We start from the raw sequence: 17,082 nt of genomic DNA on the forward strand, positions 1-17,082 counted from the left end.
GGCGGGGCGTCTGGCGGGCGCACGGGGAGGGGCGTCGCGGGCTTGATGACCGCTGGGGCGTTGGCGCGCGTCAGCCCCACGAGCTTCCCTGACTTGAACGCATCCGACAGGCGCTGCTTCATCACGGGGTCGGCCGGCCACGTCGCGGAGCCCGGGGTCGCCGCGCAGGCGGTGTACATCTCCCGGACGGCCTGCCGGTGCGTGCGCATCCACCCGTCCAGGCACATCTGCATCACGGCGGGAGCGACCCGGCGGCTCGCGTTCTTCGCCTCCGCGTCGTTCCACAGCACGACAACGTAGGTGGCCCCGCCGCCGGAAAGTACCCACTGCTTCGACATGGCTTCCCTTCAGGTGACGGGTGCCACGGATGCTAGCCAGTTGGCCTGGGGCGGACCAGGGGAGGGGAGACCCAGGCCTGGTCCTGGTTCTGACGCAGAGAGCGTTTGACGCGAGCGTCGAGGCTTGATCCTCTCCGCGGATGAGCACTCACCCCATCGACTTCGACCCCCAGCTGGCCGCCCTCCTGCCCGCACTGGAGGGGTATGTGCCCCGGAAGATGACGCTGGAGCAGCTGGAGCACTTCCGTGGCTTGAGCCGGGTGACCCGGGAGGACCTGATTGGAGACGCGGAGGTCCACTGCGTCGATTACAGCATCCCCGGTTATCAGGGCGCCGAGATCACGGTCTCCGTCATTGCCCGGCAGGGCCATTCGGTTCCGGGGCCGGCCGTCTATCACATCCATGGCGGCGGAATGGTGATGGGGACCCGCTTCGCGGGCGCGAAGCCACTCGTGGACTGGGCGCTCCGTCATGATGCGGTCTGCGTGACGGTGGAATACCGGCTGGCGCCCGAGCATCCGGCGCCGACCCTGGTGGAGGACTGTTACGCCGGGCTGGTCTGGATGGCGGCGAACGCCGACCGGCTGCGGTTTGATCCGAAGCAGCTCGTGATTTTTGGCGGGAGCGGCGGCGGCGGGCTCGCGGCGGGGACCACGCTCCTCGCGCGAGATCGGCAAGGCCCGAAGCTGCTGGGGCAGCTGCTGCAATGCCCGATGCTGGACGACCGCAATGAGACGGAGTCCGCCCGCCGGTTTGACGGCGTCGGGGTCTGGGACCGCGCCAGCAATCTGACGGCCTGGCGGGCGGTGCTGGGCGAGCGCTGTGGAGGCCCGGATGTGTCTCACTACTCCGCGCCCGCGCGCGCCACGGACCTGCGGGGGCTGCCGCCGACCTTCATCGACGTCGCGGCAGGAGAGACGTTCCGGGACGAAGCCGTCGCGTATGCGCGCGGCATCCTCGATGCGGGCGGCGAATGCGAGTTGCACGTCTGGGGCGGAGCCTTTCACGGCTTCTACGACATCGCCCCTCGGTCCGACGTGGCGCGCGCCTGCATTTCGACGCGCGACTCATGGCTGGGACGGATATTCGCCCGAGGCGCTTCGCCTGTCCCGTGACCGCGATCAGCAGGGCTGCGCCACGCCGGTCTCGTACGCCTCGCGGACGGGAGGTTCGCGTACCCCCTGGACTGCACGTAGGCCCCCACGTGCAGCCACTTGCTCGCGGACGCGATGGGAATCACCGTCGAGGCCGTGACGCCGCTGCCTTTCGTGAAGCCGAGAGCGGCCCGGACCCGTTGCCGATCTCCCCGTAGAAGTTCCCGATCGGCATGCAGCCCGCTGCGTTGTGGGCGTGTCGTCCGGGTGCCCACAGCCGGCACTGCCCAGGGCTCACACCGCGCCCGCCCAGATGAACTGCGTCGCTCCGCTTCGCTTCATGAGGTGATTCCTCCAGGAATGCCCTCATGAACACGAACCGCGCGCGGAAGTTGCGGTCAGGACCTGAAGCTCCACTGGGCCAAGTGCCGCAGGTCGCTCGCACATGACGTCGAGGATCCCCTGTTCGACGCGCTGTCGCGACTCGCGGAGTAGCGGGGCGTCACGGCCAGAAGCGGACGAGGCCTGGCTCCGGATACGTGCGCGCGAGCAGACAGCCATTCGGCTCGCGGATGAAGCCGGACACGGAGGTCAACCGGCTGTCCAGCCGGACGAGACCGTTGATGCCAAACCCCAGATCCACCACCCCCTGCCGGGTGAAGCGAACCACCGCCTCGCCTCCACCTCCTTCAACGCGGCCCACCGTGTAGGGCGTGCCCGCGTCATCGAAGAACAGCTCGCTGGCCGAGCCGACAGCGAGCAGGCGCGGCGGCATCGGGTAGGTGCTCCCGGTGGAGACGCGGGAGCCGTTCTCGTCGTACCACTGCACGGTGAGGTCGAAGTTGGGGGCGGACGCGAGGACGAGCGAGACGAACCGGCCGCGCCCGTCCGAGATGACGCCCCGATGGAGAGAGGAGTTGCTCACCATGCTCCATGAAGTCGCGCCGGTCGCGCCGTTCATGCCCACGAACCCCAGTCCGTGCCTGCCCGAGTCGCTGCTGTCGAAGAGCGTGACGGCGATGACGATGCCGCCGTCCTTCCGCTGGATGGCTTCGTTGAGCTGGTCGAAGCGCTGCTCACTCGCTGGGAGCGCGAACGTCACCCGTCCCTCCGTCCCGAACCCCGCGACGGGCCTGCCATCCGCCTCCCACCGCTGCGCCGCGTAGACGTCCGCTCCCTCCTGGGCCGCGTCGTAGTACGACAGGACCAGCGACACCCGGCCCGCCTCGTCCGCGAGGAGCTTCACGTTGGAGCGGGGATTGACGTTGAACCGCGCCGACGCGACGCCCTGGTCCCCGAAGCTCGTATCGAGCATGCCCGAGGCGAGAAGGCGCGAGACGAGGAGGGTGCAGGGGGGTGCGTTTTCGTAGTCGTGGCAGTCGGCGGCGGTGCCCGCCACGAGGCTGCCTCCCGTGGGCAGGGACTTGAACGCGAGCAACCGCGCCACCGCCGGACGCGGGTGCGTCACCGTCCCGAGCATCCCGAACGTCAGGTCCGGGACGCCGTCCGCATGGTGGCGCTCGAGCACGAAGCCATCACCCCTCGGGAAGGAGCCGGAAGCGATGGCGTGTGCCGTGAGCAGCTTGCCGTCCGGCTGCACGCCGACGAACCGCGACGCGTCGGTCCAGCCCAGGGGCACCACGGGGAAGGTGGGGTCCAGCGCGAAGGAGGGGCCCGCGACCAGCATCCGCAACGGACGCGAGGTGGACCGGCCCTCCGCCGTGGCCACCAACGTGGCGTCGAGGCGGGTCCCCGGCCCGACGCGCCCGGACACGCTCACGACCAGCGCCGCCGCGTTCGTGTCCGCGGACACCGACCGGTCGGCCACGAAGACCTCGGAGGGCAGGCCGCGAACGGCGAGGGTGACGGGGCCGGTGAAGCCCTCATGCCGCTCGACGCCCACACGCAGGACGGCGGAACCGTCGCTGCGCACGAGCAGCTCGGACGGCGCGCTCAGGTCGACAGGCAGGGGCAGGAGCACGTCCGGGCCGGCATCCGGAGCGCCGCCATCGGTAGCGCCGCCATCCGTGGCGCCGCCATCCGTGGCACCGCCATCCCCGGGGCCCGCATCGGGCGGCACGAAGATGGTCCCCGCATCGCAGGTGGCGCCGGCACAGGAGGCGTCGGGAGACGCTGTGGACGCATCCTGCCCGCCCGCATCGGCCTGGGGGCCGACGGGGCCGGGCTTCTCGATGGGCTCCTCGTCACCACAAGCCGTGGCGAGCGGGAGGAGGAGGGCGAGCGCCACGAAGAGGGCGCGTCCAGACAGGGGCGGACGGGAGGGCTGGGACCGGTGGGGCATGGACGTGAGCAGGGGGTGTTGTGTCTCCCTATACGTCCAGCCCACCAATCCCTGGTCGGAAACCCGGTCGATTCCGCCCGGCTACGGCTTCGGTGCGATGGAGACCTTCACGCCCTCGCTCCACACCTTGTGCTCGTCCGCGTAGTACAGGTACGCGCGGCTGGAGGGGCCCGTGTAGGTACCGGGCACCGCGGCCACCAGGGACAGCGGCACGTCGATGCGCTTGTGGGGCTCCATCCCACGCCAGTACAGGACGACGTCGCGCCCGAGCACCTCGTACGCATCCACCACCTGCCGCTTCACCAGCTCCTTGAGCTGGTCGTGCCGCACTTCCAGTCCGCCCGGCACGCCGAAGATGGCCACCGCCGTGGGCAGCCGCTGGCCGGTGCGGTTGGCCACCACCACCCGTGCCTCCGTGGGCTCACCCTCGGTGAGGGCCGTCTTCGCCAGCGCCACCTCCAGCGTCACCGCCGTGTCCCTGGAGCTGTCCGGCGTCAGCATGTTGAAGGTGACCTCCACCGAGTACGGCAGCTCCGCGCCCCCCTCCATGCGCAGCTCCACGCGGCGCTCGCCCGTGCCCAGGAGCGCGCTCACGTCGGGCAGCTTGAGGGCCTCCTGGGAGGAGCCGTCGAAGCGCACCGGCTCACCCACCGGACGGTCGTCCACGTAGACGCGCACCAGCCCCGGGGTGAGCTTGGAGGCGCGCGCCTTGTCGTAGGCGATGATGGCGCGCAGCGCGAGCACGGTGCTCTGCGTCGCGCCGTAGCGGCCTCCGTCGCTGGATTCGGCGACGAACTTCATCGCGCGCTCCACGTTGCCCACGTAGGCGGGGTCGCGCATCCACGCCAGCGCGGCCAGCGCGGTGGTCTCGATGTTCAGCGTCTCTCCGGAGCTGCCCACGATGGACTGCGTCGCGCCGCCCACCGCTCCGTCCTGCCCCTGCGCGGAGGCGAGCCGGCCCATCAGCTTCCGGGCCTCGGCGGTGTCCCCGGCGAGCGCCAGCGCGTTGGCAGCCAGGGCCACCACGTAGCTGTTGGAACTCTTCGCCGCGGCGGCCTTCACCGAGGCCACCTCGCGCGACAGCTCCTTCGCCTGCGAGGCCGGCTGGCCCGCGCTCTCCAGCAGCGTCCAGAGGATGTACGCGTTCGACGTGTCCGCGTCCTCCACCCACACGTGCAGCGCGCGGCGCTTGCGGTTGAAGCCGCCCTGGCCGTCCCGCTGCTGGAGCAGCCACTCGCGCGTGCGCTCCAGCATCGCGGTGTCCACGTCACGCACCTGGCGCATGTCCGTGAAGTGCAGCAGTCCGAACGCGGTCAGCGCCTCATGGCCCGGGTTCTGCCCGAACCACTCGTAGCCCTTCTCGGACGTCTCGTAGCCCACCAGCCGCTGGTAGCCGCGCTCCAGCTTCTCCCGCGCGCTGGCCACCAGCTCCGGGTTCACGCCGGTGTGCGTCTGGAAGTACTGCTGCGCCATCGTCATGGGGTAGGTCGTGGAGCTGGTCTGCTCGAAGCAGCCGGAGGGCTCCTGGATGAGGCGGGCCAGCGACTCCGTCATGTTGGCCAGCGGGCCGGGGTACACGGCGATGGACGTCCGCACGCTGCCGGGCACCAGGCTCTGGGGCAGCACCACCCGGTGCGCCGCCGGTCCCTTCGAGGACAAGAGCCCGCCGAAGGACACGCGGCCCGGGAAGCCCCGGGGCTTGATGGACAGCGTGCGGGTGACGACGTCCGTGTACTCGCCCGCGCTCGCCGTGAGCTTCACGTCCACCGGCCGGGCCTCCTGGCCAATCTCCAGCGAGAAGAGCTGCCGGCCCCGCGCCTGCGAGGCCAGGTCCAGCGTGGGGCCGCCGGAGACCTTCACGTCCCCCTTCAGGTCCACCTTCACGCCCGCGCCCGAAAGCCGCGCCTCCGTCCCGTTCACCAGCGCCACCGGCAGGCGCACCACGTCTCCGGACGTCACCTCGAGCGGCAGCTTGGGCTCCGCGTAGAACGGCTGCACGGACTCCAGCTCCGCCACCGCCGAACCGAGCGCGCCGTCACCGCCCACCGCTCCCGCGAACGCCTTGAACGTCGTCACCGAGTCGCTCATCGCGAAGGACACGCGCGCCTCGCCGGTGCGGGCATCCGTGCGCACCCCGGCGTTCCAGTAGAGCGTCTCCGCGAAGTCGACCCGGTCTCCCGCCTTGCGGTTCGGCCGCGCGGTGTGCGCGAACTCGCGGAGGTAGATCAGCTGCCCCTGGATGACCTGCTTGTCGTCGAAGTGCCTGTCCCGCTTCTCGCGAACGAGGCGTCCCTGCGTCCTCGGCGCCTCTTCCTCCTTCGCCACCTGGAGCACGGGGGCCGGGGCCTCCACCTCCGGGGCCGCCTCCGCCGGGGGCAGGGGAGGCGGAGCCGCCGCGGCGACGGCGGGCATGCTGGGGAGGGCCGCGACCGGTGCCTGTCCGGCGAAGGCGTCACCCGCGAGCGCGCCTTCCTCGTCCATCAGGGGCTCCTCCAGTCGCGGCATGCCCGCCATGCCAGCGCCGCGTCCGGCCTTGCTGATGGACGACGGCCGGTGCTTGCGGACGGGCTCCCGCGGCCAGCGCACCGCGAGCACGCGCATCGCCGCGTCACCATGCCGGGCGAGGAAGCCCTGTGCGTCGGTCAGCGCGAAGCGCCGCCAGCCCTGCGTCCCCAGCAGCAGGTCCACCGCCAGCTTCGACTTCGGATTCTTCGCGTCGAGGTAGAGCTGCGCGTCGGCCAGCTCCCTCACCTCCGGCTCCAGCAGCACCATGACCGGGAGCTGCGGCGCCTGGTCGCGCTTCTCCTGGAGCTCCAGCACCGCGTCATCCGTCACGGTGAGCATCACCAGCGCGGAGACCGGCTGGCCGCCGCGAGTCGTCCGGGCCGTGAGCCGCACCGGGCCACCGGGCACGTAGCGCGTGCGGTCCGCCTTCAGCTCCACGGACAGCTCCTTCGAGGGCTGGCGGAACACCAGCCGCTCCGCGACGGGCCGCCCGTCGTGGTCCCACACCGTGGCGACGAGCACGCCGTCCGCCTCGCCCGGATCCAGCGTCACCGGCCCGCCCTTCACGTCGCCCAGCACCGCGGACGCGACGCGCACCTCGCGCTGGCTCAGCGTCACCGTCCCGCGGCCGACGCCGTTCAAACCCACGACCAGCTGCACCAGCTTGCCCGCCGGCACCACGTCCTCGCGCACGCGGATGACGGCGCCCCTCGGCTTCACCTCCGGCAGCGGGAAGCTCTTCCGGATGCCGGACGGCGAGTCGATGCGCAGCGCATACCGCACCCCCGCCTGAGGGGTCAGCTCGAAGCGGCCACGGCCCTCGTGCTCCGAGCTCACGCGCGCGACGACCCGGCCGCTGTCCACCTCCACGATCCGGCCCGTGAGGTCCGCCGGCTTGCGCGCGGGCGTGCGCGCCTCGAAGTAGACGCGCGAGGCGAGCCCCGCCACCAGGTCACCGCCCTCCGGGTACAGGGCCAGGTCCAGCGTCTGGAGGAGGATGGGGATCGTCTTCGCCGCGGACTCCACCACGCCGCCGTCCTCGATGGTGAAGGCCAGCGTGCCCTCGCCGCGCTCCATCGCCGAGGGCAGCGGGAAGCGCACCGTGCAGCGCCCCTTCGCGTCCACCGTGCAAGGCACCTGCGCCACGGTGGCGCCATCCACGAGCGCGTTGGCCGTCACCTTCGCGCCCTCGGGCACGCCGCCCTCCGCGCGCTTCACCTCCAGCGTGGCGGTGACGGTGTCGCCCGGCCCGTAGCCATCCCGGAGGAACTCAATCTGGGACTTGAGCCGGGGGGCCCGGTAGGCGCGCACGTCGAACTTCCGCTCGGCGGGGGCCGCGCCCGTCCACGGGTAGGTGACGCGCAGGGTGTACTCACCGCCGGGCTGGCCCGCGGGGATGGGCCAGGCGTAGCCCCAGACGGCGTCCGCCGTGGACGCCGTGCTGGTCGTGACGACGTCCCCCTTGGGCCCGCGCACCTCCACCTGCGCCTGGAGTGAGCCCGCGTAGGGCTTGCGGCTCAATGCCTCCAGCACCAATCCCCGCACCAGCACCTGCTCCCCGGGCCGGTAGAGCGGCTTGTCGGTGGTGACATGGGTCAGGTAGCGATTTTCGCCCCCCAGCGAGCGCGTGGTCGCCCGGGCCGCGAGGACCTGGGGTGACAACATCACGAAGACGGCGGCGAATCCCAGCGGCAGGAGCGCGCGCAGGGCAAACGGGACGAGGTGGGCCATGGCGGCATTCAACGGACGGCCCCGCCAGAAGTTCTGTCCCCAGGAGGTGCAGGGTGGGCCATGTGGCCGCGGAGGCGATGACCGCATGGAAATCCGTCCGCTGCAACACCGCGAAGACGTGCGAAGGCCCATCAATCCAGCCTTGTCACTTCACTTGGAGTGCGAGCAATGTAGTCAGGACGCTCAAGTACTTCGAGAGGAGCAGCGGCGATGAACATGTTCAGGTCGATGTGCATTCTTGGCGGTGGAGTCCTGGTGTCGTGCGGCGCCCCGATGCAGGACGAAGAGGCCGCGGTGCTCGGCACGCAGCAGGCGGGCCTAGCCCAGGTCTTCACCCAGCAGGCGGACTTCACGGCGGCCACCGGGGCCACCCTGCTCGCGTTCCCCGCGAACGCGTTCGACGCGTATCCCGACCATCCCTCGGGCGGCAGGTCGAGCTGCGGCCCGACACTGCCGGGCATCGACCTGCCGTGGGGCTCCAGCGCGCCCACCGTCAACGTCCTGGCGCCTCGCGCCAGCACCTGGATCTGCTTCATGGGGGCCGGCTGGAATCACGGCAACAACACGAACCCCCTGCCGGTGAAGCCCACCATCCTCGCCAACGGTGAGGACGACTTCGAGATCGCCTTCCTGCGTCCCGTCTCCGCCGTGGGCCTGGAATTGCTCACGAACAGCCAGGCCCTGCACAAGGTGACCCTGACCTTCACGGACGCCACCCAGGAAGTCATCGAGGACGCGGTGCTCGATACAGGGGCCAATACCTTCGAGTTCGTGGGGTTCCAATCCTCCAAGCGCATCCGGTCCATCTTCATCGACACGACGGGCGGCGCCACGCAGAACGAGGGCATCGCCGCCATCTGGACCGCGCCGTGACGGAGTGAATCCGCCTCACCGGAGTCCCGTCCTTCGCGCCCGGACCCAACTCGTAGAGGCGCGCCCCGTTTCGAAAGATCCGCCGATGCCATCCAAAGCCGCGCCCTTCCGGGGGCGGAGCGGGCTGCCTACCGTCGGTCGCATGGACAACGTGGCGACGATGACGGAGCGCCTGCTGGCGGACGCGGGCCTCCAGGCGGGAATGCGGGTGCTCGATGTCGGCTGTGGACGGGGTGACGTGACCTTCATGGCCGCGAGCCGGGTGGGCGTGCAGGGGCAGGTGGTGGGGGTGGACCGCGATGCCGGGGCGATTGAGCAGGCCCGCGCGAGGGCGCGAGAGCAGGGCCTGTCGAACGTCACGTTCGTGGAGGGCGACCTCCACGCGACTCAAGAAGCGCAGGGCCTGTTCGACGCGGTCGTGGGCCGGCGGGTGCTCATGTACCAGGCGGACGCCGTTGAGGCCGTGCGTGTTCTCGCAAGGGCCCTGAAGCCCGGAGGTCTGATGCTCTTCCAGGAGCACGACTCGACGGTGGGACCGGCGAGCCTCACGCCCCTGCCGCTTCACGCGCAGGTGCGTGAGTGGATCTGGCGAACGGTGGAGCGCGAAGGCGCGAACCTCCACATGGGCTTCGACCTGGCGTCGGTCTTCACAAGAGCGGGACTCACGGTCGAACAGGTCCGGGCGGTGGCGGTCGTGCAGACGCCGACGCAGGCGCATCCCACGGGAGCCATCGTCCGAGCGATGATCCCCCGAATCGTGAAGCACGGCGTGGCGACGGAGGCGGAGCTCGACGTGGACACGCTCGACCAGCGGCTCACGGAGGAGCGCGTGAACGCGGGGGCGACCTACATCGGGGAGCTGGCCTTCGGAGCCTGGGCGAGGGTGCCCGGATAGGCGTGCCTGGGTTCCCACTTCTGTATGCTCGTGGGATGTCCTCGTCATTCCTGGTGTTGTTGGTGATCGCGGTGTTCATGGGAGCCCTCATCGGCCTCTGGTTGCGCTCCTCCAATGGTGAGCAGCACTCGGAGCCCCCGACCCCGCTGTCTCCGGAGGAGGGGCAGGCGCGCCTCGCGGAGTTGATCAACTCCGGGCAGATGATCAACGCCATCAAGCTCCACCGGCAGCTTCATGGCAGTGGCCTGAAAGAGGCGAAGGATGCCGTGGAGGCGATGCGGGATGGCCGGGCGCCCATGGGGCTTCCTGCGCGACGTGCGTTGTCCGATTCGGACACGAACGACGCCATCGAGCGCGCCGTTCGAGACGACAACCTCATCCAGGCCATCAAGCTCTACCGCGACCAGCACGGCGTGAGCCTGAAGGAGGCCAAGGACGCGGTGGAAGCGATGCGCGCCGACCTGCTCCAGAGGGGATGAGAAGGGTGCCGGATGCAGGCGCTTCGCGTCGTGTCATCCGAGCCTTCACCCGAGCGAAGGATCCGGGGGAGATTCCCGTCCAGTCCGGGACCACGAACCGCCAGGGCCCGGCTGCACCCGGCTGCCGGCCGAGGCGTTCCTGGGCGAATGACGTCTGCCTGCGCCGACACACCGGTGACCAGGCGCGCTGACACGTCACTGCCACGTCAGTGACACGTCAGCCGGGGTGTATCAGCCGGTGCTCCCGAGGCGCCCCGGTGCTCCCGGCAATGGCACGGGCCCTGCTGTCTCACCCAGATGTTTCAGGTGAACGCACCCACGCCTCTGAAGGATTCTTCGTGTCCACGTCCCACACCTCTCGCTCGAACAACACCCCACAGCCCCTTCATCCAGAGACCTGGGGCCTGACGCGAGCCGAAGACGGGTTGTGCCTGGAGGGAAGGTCGCTCGCGAGCCTGACGCAGCGCTGGGGAAGCCCGCTCTTCGTCGTCCATGGCGCCCGGCTCGCAGAGAACGTCCGGCGCTTCCAGCAGACGCCCGAGGGCCGGATCCGGGGGGCCGAGATCTTCTATTCGTACAAGACCAATCCGATTCCCGCCGTGCTCCAGCGGCTGTCTCGACTCGGGGTCGGAGCCGAGGTCGTCTCTCCGTATGAGCTGTGGCTCGCCCAGCGGCTCGGGGTCGCGTCCAACCGGATCATCTACAACGGTCCGGGCAAGACGCCGGACGTGGCCCGCACGGTGGTCCAGAGTGAGCTCCTGCTCACCCACCTGAACCATCGCGAGGAGATCGCGCTCGTCGCGGCGGCCGCCGCGGAGCTCGGGAGGCGCCCCCGGGTGGGCATGCGCGTGGCCACCTCGGACAGCTGGTCCGGCAAGTTCGGCATCCCGATCGCCGGAGGCCAGGCGCTGGCGGCCTACGAGGAGGCGATGATGCATCCCTCGCTGCGGGTCGTCGGGCTGCACGCGCACCGGGGCGTGGCCATCGAGGATGCCCAGACGCTGGAGCGCTTCGTTCAAGAGGTGCTGGAGTTCTGCGACACGCTGCACACCCGGCTCGGGCTCGACGTGGAGATGCTCGACCTCGGTGGGAGCCTCGCGGTCCCGACGGTGCTGCCGCTCGACGACTCACCCATGCCTCTCGCGGAGCGGGTCCAGCAGAGGCTCTCGATTGAACGGTACCTGGCGCTGCTCATCGGCAGGGTCGAGGCCCACTTCCGTCTCGCCGGCCGTCCCGCGCCTCGCATCTTCCTGGAGCCCGGACGCGCGATGACCGGGAACACCCAGCTGCTGCTCTGCCAGGTCAGCAGCCTCAACGCGGCCGGAGCCGCGCCCGCGCACGCCATCCTGGATGCCGGCGAGAACATCGCTCACATCCTGCACCGCGAGTATCACGAGATCTTCCACGTCGAGCGATGGGGGGAATCCCCCAGCCAGACGTACTCCCTCGACGGCCCCACCTGCAGCCCCATGGACCGCCTTCGGACGGAGATCGAGCTCCCGCGACTCCAGGTGGGTGACACGCTCGCGGTCATGGACGCGGGGGCCTACCTGGTCTCCTTCTCGAATTCCTTCTGCTTCCCGCAGCCCGGCATCGTGATCCTGGACGAGGGCCGCGCGACGCTCGCCCGTCGCGCGGAGACCTACGAAGACATGATCGCCCGCGATCTCGCCGCGAACGACGCCTCCCGATGAACGCCGGGTCCCTGTTGGCGCACCCGCTGCGGGACGAGCCGTCCTGCGTGCTGCGGGGGGCTGTCGTCGCGCTCTCGCACGGGCGCATCGAAGTGACGTATCTCGCGCCGGGGGAACCGCCGCGGATCGCCGTCGCCGGCAATCCCCTGGCGCTCGAGGCCGCGCTGCCTGCGCAGGGTACGGCGGCGTACGCCCTGCTCGCCGGCCTGGACAGCATCCTGATCTCGGATCGCGCTGCGCGGTTGGCGATCCTCGTCCCACGTGATGGCATGTCGCTGCTGGAGGAGCAGGCCCCGCTCTATGTCACGGGCCCGGATCCCAGGCTCGCGGGCCGCTTCCGCGTGGAGGCCCACCGCGCGTCGGCTCCCACGAGCGTGCTGTACGTCGCGCAATCCTTCGGGCACACGACGGGCTGGGTGCCGGCCGTGCATGGCGCCCTCGCCAGGCTCCCGGGCCCCATCCCGTTCACCGCGGCGATCCGCCGGCAGGAGGACGCGGCGTACGCGCGCCGGAAGGTCGGGGACGCCGCGGGGTTCCACGTCGTTCCGCTCCATTACAGCGACGCGGAGTCGGGGACCGTCACGCCGGACGATGTCGCAAACGTCTCGCGGCCGGAGCTCCTGAACCGCGAGGCCGCGCTCCTGTGGCTCGCGGCCAACCGTGAGCTGGCCCGGGCCAGCGTGGGCGCGGCCGCCATCGTGAACGACTGCCGGCCGGAGACCTGGATCCTCCACCAGCTCGCGGAGCATGCGCAGCGAAAGGAGATCCCCCTGCACGCCGTCCGGTACGCGTTCGCGGAGTTCGACTGGCTTCGCCAGCGGGTTCGCCAGACGGATGAGTCGACGGCGCCGGGAATGGCCGGAATCGTGGCCGCGTCCGCTCCAGCGATCCACACACGGCGCGAGCTGAGGGACGCGCTGCGGGCCTCGGGCATCGAGCCGCGGCGCAACCCCTCGGTCGACTTCGAGGCCTCGAGCCGGGAGCTCATGGCCGCCGTGCCGGAGAGCGGCACCCTCTGGTATCAGGCCATCAACTGGCGTGACTGGCTGCCGCTGGAGTCGGGCCGGCAGCCCTACGTGGTCATCCCGCCGCTCGGCCAGGCCAGCGCGCTCTCCCCGGAGCAGGCCGCGGAGCGGGCCGGGGCCGTCCTGGCCCAGCGCTCGCCAGCGCTCCAGCACCTCTTCACCCAGCGGGATTCGCGCGGCGTCGTGCTCGTGTCGCAGGGCAACGGCTTCTCCACCTGCAGCCGCCGGCACTGGCGCGCGATGCTGGCGATGGCGGCGAGGATGGACGGGGTGCACTTCCTGTTCGCGGGCGGGAGCGCGGGGGATCGCGCATGGCTGGCGCTCGAACTCGAGCGCTCCCGGCCCGGGAACGTGACGCTGCTCGGGTGGATCGACGAGCACTGGAGCACGTTCCTCCGGGCCCTGGCCGCCAAGCCCCAGGCGACTTTCGTCTGCCGCCCGGGCCTGAGCAGCATCGGCGCCGCGCTGGTGAACGGCATTCCCCCCCTTCTCATGCCTCCCGATCCCCTGGTGGGACCGGACGGCACCGTGGACGCGATCACCGCGGAGGTGGCCATGGAGCGCGCGGTCTACGCGTTCCAGCTCGAGCGGCTGTATGCCACCCAGTGCGCGACGCACCGGGACTCGCCGCTGCCGGTGCTCGTCGACACACTCGGTGGCGAGCCGGATCGAGCGCTGGCGACGCTGCGCCGTGCGGTGGACCCCGCCATCCAGTCGCGCCAGCGGGCAGCCATTCATGGGTACTGCCACGGGTCGCGCGTCGCGCACCTCATCGCGAGCGTGCTCGCGCGCGAAGCGGCCTCGGGCGCGCTGCCCATCCAGGTCAAGCGCCGGATGCGCGACCAGGAGCTCGCCAGCCCTCGGGTGCCCTTCGGCGCACTCCCCTCCACGGACGCCCTCGCTTCGCGGGAGCTCACACCTCCGTGAGGAACACCATGCCCCCACATCCTGGAATGCCACGAGACTCCTACGAGCTGCGTCTGTCGCGGCTCTGGTCCGACGTCCTGCGCCGTGACGGCGTCGGGATGCAGGAGGACTTCTTCGCGCTCGGAGGTGACCGCGCCACGGCGGAGGCCCTTGTCGCCGAGATCTCGGCGCGGTTCGACACACCGCTCTCGATGGAGGCGTTCCTCGAGGCGCCGACCATCGAGCGCATCGGCTGCCACCTGCGCGCGCGGTCCCGGAAGCTCAACGTGCAGCCCCTCATCCCGCTCCAGCCAGACGGCTCGAAGCGCCCCTTCTTCTTCCTGCCGGGCGGGGAGGGGGCTCCGCTCAACGCCTATGCGCTGGCGCGCTGGATGGGGCCGGATCAGCCCCTCTACGGCCTACAGACCCGGGGCCTCCATGGCGAACGCCCGCCCTTCGAGCGCATCGAGGACATGGCGGCCGACCACATCGAGACCCTGCGCACCGTGCAGCCGCGCGGCCCCTACCTCCTGGGAGGCCATTGCTCCGGCGGCATGGTCGCGCTGGAGATGGCGCTGCAGCTTCAACGCAACGGGGAACAGGTGGCCGTGCTCGCGGTGTGCGACGCCTGGTCGCCCGCCAATCTCAGCCTCCGCATGCCGAACGAGACCTTCCTGACCGACCTGGTCGAGTTCTACTCCATCGTCGCGGCGGGCTTCCGGTACTGGTTCGACGTGGACATCGGGCTGAAGAGCGACGAGATGCGGGCCCTCGACCCACGCCAGCGCATCACGCGCTTCATGGAGCTCGCCAGGAAGCACGGGGCCTATCCGCCGGACGAGCCCGACGCGCGCATCGAGCACATCCTGGCGCTCTATCGCGCCGCCAGCGACTCCGCCTACGTGCCGGCCGAACGCTTCCGGGGGCCCATCACCTTCCTGCGCGCGATCGACAGCAAGTTCTGCGAGACGGTCACCGAGGGCTGGGAGGACCTCACGACCCAGCCGCTGCGCCTGCGCATGGTCCCGGGCAACCACGTCTCGCTGCTGACCGAGCCGCACGTGCGGGAGGTGGCGAACGAGCTCCGCGCCGCCATCGCGGAGGCACGGGTGTCGTAGGCGGCGAGCCTGCCCGGAAGGGCGCCGGGAGTCAGAGAGAGTCGCCTGCTGTCCTTCTGTCGCCGGCTACAGCACCTGTGCAACCTCGCGCAGCGCCTCCAGTCCCTGCGCGAAGTCCTCCGTCTGAATCCAGCCAGGCGAATTGTGTGCTCACCACCAGGCGGTCGCTCTCCCTCCGCCGCGGCGGTTGCGCCTCCGCGTCCCGGACGCCAGCGTCAAGGATTGATCATGAGGCATACGGAGCCAAGGCAATGGCGGAACAAATCACGCAGCAACAGAAGGCCCAGGCGCCTGTCGTCCCGGCACAGCTGGGCGTCCAGGCGAACCGCAGGATCGAGGATCACGCGCTCATCGGAAACATGCGCTCGGCGGCATTGGTCGCCCGGGACGGGACCATCGACTGGTTGTGTCTGCCAGACTTCGACTCGGACGCCTGCTTCGCGAGCCTGCTCGGGACGGAGGAGAACGGCGAGTGGGCGCTCGCACCGAGGGAGCCCATCCAGAAGATCACCCGCCGCTACCGGAAGGACACGCTGATCCTCGAGACGGAGTTCACCTGCGCCTCGGGCTCCGTCCGGTTGATCGACTTCATGCCCGTCGGACAGGAGTTCCCCAGGATCGTCCGGACGCTCGTGGGAGTGAAGGGGACGGTGGCGATGCACTCGAGGCTGACGCCACGCTTCGCCTTTGGCCGCTCCATCCCCAGGGTGGAAAGCATGGGCGGCTCGCTCCGTGCGTTCGCCGGCCCGGACGCGTTGTTCCTCCGGCGCACGGACAGGGATACGGCGTCCCCGCTGGTCTCGAACTTCGAGGTGACCGAGGGCCAGCGGTTCTCCTGGGTGATGAGCTGGAACTACTCGTGGTTGGATCAGATCCCGCCGAACCTGGATGCGGACCAGGCCGAACAGGAGACCCACCGCTACTGGACCGAGTGGGTGTCGAAGATCGTCCCGCCGCCGAGGTACCGCGACGAGGTCGTCCGCTCCCTCATCACCATCAAGGCCTGCAGCTACGAGCGCACGGGCGGCATCGTGGCCGCGCCCACCACGTCGCTCCCGGAGACGCCGGGAGGTGAGCGCAACTGGGACTACCGCTTCACATGGCTGCGCGACGCCGCGCTCGCGCACAACGCCCTGAACCGCGCGGGCCTGAGTGATGAGGCAACCTCGTTCTGGAAGTGGGTGATGCGCGCCATCGCGGGAGACCCCGCCCAGATGCAGATCATGTACGGCATCCGAGGCGAGCGCCGCCTCACGGAGTCCGAGCTGGACTGGCTCGACGGTTACGGTGGCGCGAAGCCCGTGCGCATCGGCAACGGGGCCTACAACCAGTTCCAGCTCGACGTGCTCGGCGAGGTGGCCGCGGTGCTCTACGCGGGCGCGAAATACTTCGGCGAGGTCGGCCCCGTCGCGCAGCGCGCGCTGCTCAACGTCGCCGAGCAGGCGATGAAGGTCTGGCAGCAGCCCGACAAGGGCATCTGGGAGATGCGCGGACCCAATCGCCACTTCACCGCCTCCAAGGTGGCCGCGTGGGCGGCCATCGACCGGGCCATCAAGGCGTCGGACGAGACGAAGCTGACGGCCCCGATGGAGCAACTGCTGGAGGCCCGGGAGAGCATCTTCGAGGAGGTCTGCGCGCAGGGGTTCAACCCCGAGATGAACAGCTTCGTGCAGTACTACGGCGGCAAGGACATGGACGCGAGCCTGCTCTACATCCCGATGACCGGCTTCCTTCCGGCGACGGACCCGCGGGTGGTGGGCACGGTGGAGTGCATCGAGCGCGAGCTGCTCCAGGACGGGCTGGTGCTTCGCTTCAAGCCGGACGCCACCGGCTCCGTGGACGGGCTCAGCGGAGAGGAGGGGACCTTCCTCGCGTGCTCGTTCTGGCTCGCCGGCACGTACCAGATGATGGGGCGCTTCGAGGATGCCCGGCGCCTGTTCGAACACCTGCTGTCCTTGAGCAACGACCTGGGCCTGCTCGCCGAGGAGTACATGCCGAAGCTGCACGCGCAGCTGGGCAACTTCCCGCAGGCGTTCAGCCACTTCTCGCTCGTCAACGCGGCCTACATCCTCACCGAGCCCCGCGCCTGACGCAGCGGCTCCCGGGCCTGCTTCCAAGGCCC

General features: G+C 70.2%; 10 protein-coding genes and 1 pseudogene. 8 read left to right on the forward strand and 3 right to left on the reverse strand.

Annotated features, from left to right (window positions below):
- Nucleotides 1–290, reverse strand: a pseudogene (locus D7W82_RS22910) (hypothetical protein); the annotation flags it as partial.
- Between the two features lie 188 nt (nucleotides 291–478).
- Here D7W82_RS22910 and D7W82_RS22915 point away from each other — a divergent pair.
- Nucleotides 479–1,453, forward strand: a complete 975-nt coding sequence (locus D7W82_RS22915; protein WP_120620387.1) for an alpha/beta hydrolase — start codon at nucleotides 479–481, stop codon at nucleotides 1,451–1,453.
- A 481-nt stretch (nucleotides 1,454–1,934) separates the two neighbouring features.
- On the opposite strand, the gene D7W82_RS22920 is transcribed toward D7W82_RS22915, so the two are convergent.
- Entirely contained in the window at nucleotides 1,935–3,680 is a 1,746-nt protein-coding gene (locus D7W82_RS22920) for a hypothetical protein (RefSeq protein ID WP_147439478.1), read from the reverse strand.
- 135 nt (nucleotides 3,681–3,815) lie between these two features.
- Nucleotides 3,816–7,970: an MG2 domain-containing protein gene (locus tag D7W82_RS22925; protein ID WP_120620389.1), complete on the reverse strand. Its 4,155-nt coding sequence runs from the start codon at nucleotides 7,968–7,970 to the stop codon at nucleotides 3,816–3,818.
- Nucleotides 7,971–8,180: 210 nt separating this feature from the next.
- Here D7W82_RS22925 and D7W82_RS22930 point away from each other — a divergent pair, with 210 nt between their 5' ends.
- The 7 genes from D7W82_RS22930 (at nucleotide 8,181) to D7W82_RS22960 (ending at nucleotide 17,050) form a co-directional block, all read left to right on the forward strand.
- Complete coding sequence (locus tag D7W82_RS22930) at nucleotides 8,181–8,843, forward strand: hypothetical protein (RefSeq protein ID WP_147439480.1); 663 nt, start codon at nucleotides 8,181–8,183, stop codon at nucleotides 8,841–8,843.
- Nucleotides 8,844–8,928: 85 nt separating this feature from the next.
- Complete coding sequence (locus D7W82_RS22935) at nucleotides 8,929–9,738, forward strand: class I SAM-dependent methyltransferase (protein WP_120620391.1); 810 nt, start codon at nucleotides 8,929–8,931, stop codon at nucleotides 9,736–9,738.
- Nucleotides 9,739–9,773: 35 nt separating this feature from the next.
- Entirely contained in the window at nucleotides 9,774–10,217 is a 444-nt protein-coding gene (locus D7W82_RS22940; RefSeq protein WP_120620392.1) for a hypothetical protein, read from the forward strand.
- Between the two features lie 338 nt (nucleotides 10,218–10,555).
- A complete protein-coding gene (locus tag D7W82_RS22945) occupies nucleotides 10,556–11,911 on the forward strand; it encodes an alanine racemase (RefSeq protein WP_233587885.1) in 1,356 nt (451 codons plus the stop codon).
- Nucleotides 11,908–13,863 (forward strand): hypothetical protein, encoded by a 1,956-nt coding sequence (locus D7W82_RS22950; RefSeq protein WP_120620393.1) that lies wholly within the window; start codon nucleotides 11,908–11,910, stop codon nucleotides 13,861–13,863. Before D7W82_RS22945 ends, D7W82_RS22950 begins: the two co-directional genes overlap by 4 nt.
- An 8-nt stretch (nucleotides 13,864–13,871) precedes the next feature.
- Nucleotides 13,872–14,960, forward strand: coding sequence for a non-ribosomal peptide synthetase (locus tag D7W82_RS22955; RefSeq protein WP_120620394.1), 1,089 nt, complete (start codon nucleotides 13,872–13,874; stop codon nucleotides 14,958–14,960).
- A 251-nt stretch (nucleotides 14,961–15,211) separates the two neighbouring features.
- On the forward strand, nucleotides 15,212–17,050 hold the full coding sequence (locus D7W82_RS22960) for a glycoside hydrolase family 15 protein (RefSeq protein WP_120620395.1): 1,839 nt from the start codon (nucleotides 15,212–15,214) through the stop codon (nucleotides 17,048–17,050).
- The last annotated feature ends 32 nt before the right edge of the window (nucleotides 17,051–17,082 follow it).

This window comes from Corallococcus sp. CA049B, assembly GCF_003611685.1.
GTDB lineage: Bacteria > Myxococcota > Myxococcia > Myxococcales > Myxococcaceae > Corallococcus > Corallococcus coralloides.

Excerpts from the sequence above, each read along its gene's own strand:
- D7W82_RS22915 (WP_120620387.1), top strand. The coding sequence starts at position 479 with ATGAGCACTCACCCCATCGACTTCGACCCCCAGCTGGCCGCCCTCCTG.
- D7W82_RS22925 (WP_120620389.1), bottom strand. The coding sequence starts at position 7,970 with ATGGCCCACCTCGTCCCGTTTGCCCTGCGCGCGCTCCTGCCGCTGGGA.
- D7W82_RS22930 (WP_147439480.1), top strand. The coding sequence starts at position 8,181 with ATGAACATGTTCAGGTCGATGTGCATTCTTGGCGGTGGAGTCCTGGTG.
- D7W82_RS22935 (WP_120620391.1), top strand. The coding sequence starts at position 8,929 with ATGCCATCCAAAGCCGCGCCCTTCCGGGGGCGGAGCGGGCTGCCTACC.
- D7W82_RS22940 (WP_120620392.1), top strand. The coding sequence starts at position 9,774 with ATGTCCTCGTCATTCCTGGTGTTGTTGGTGATCGCGGTGTTCATGGGA.
- D7W82_RS22950 (WP_120620393.1), top strand. The coding sequence starts at position 11,908 with ATGAACGCCGGGTCCCTGTTGGCGCACCCGCTGCGGGACGAGCCGTCC.
- D7W82_RS22955 (WP_120620394.1), top strand. The coding sequence starts at position 13,872 with ATGCCCCCACATCCTGGAATGCCACGAGACTCCTACGAGCTGCGTCTG.
- D7W82_RS22960 (WP_120620395.1), top strand. The coding sequence starts at position 15,212 with ATGGCGGAACAAATCACGCAGCAACAGAAGGCCCAGGCGCCTGTCGTC.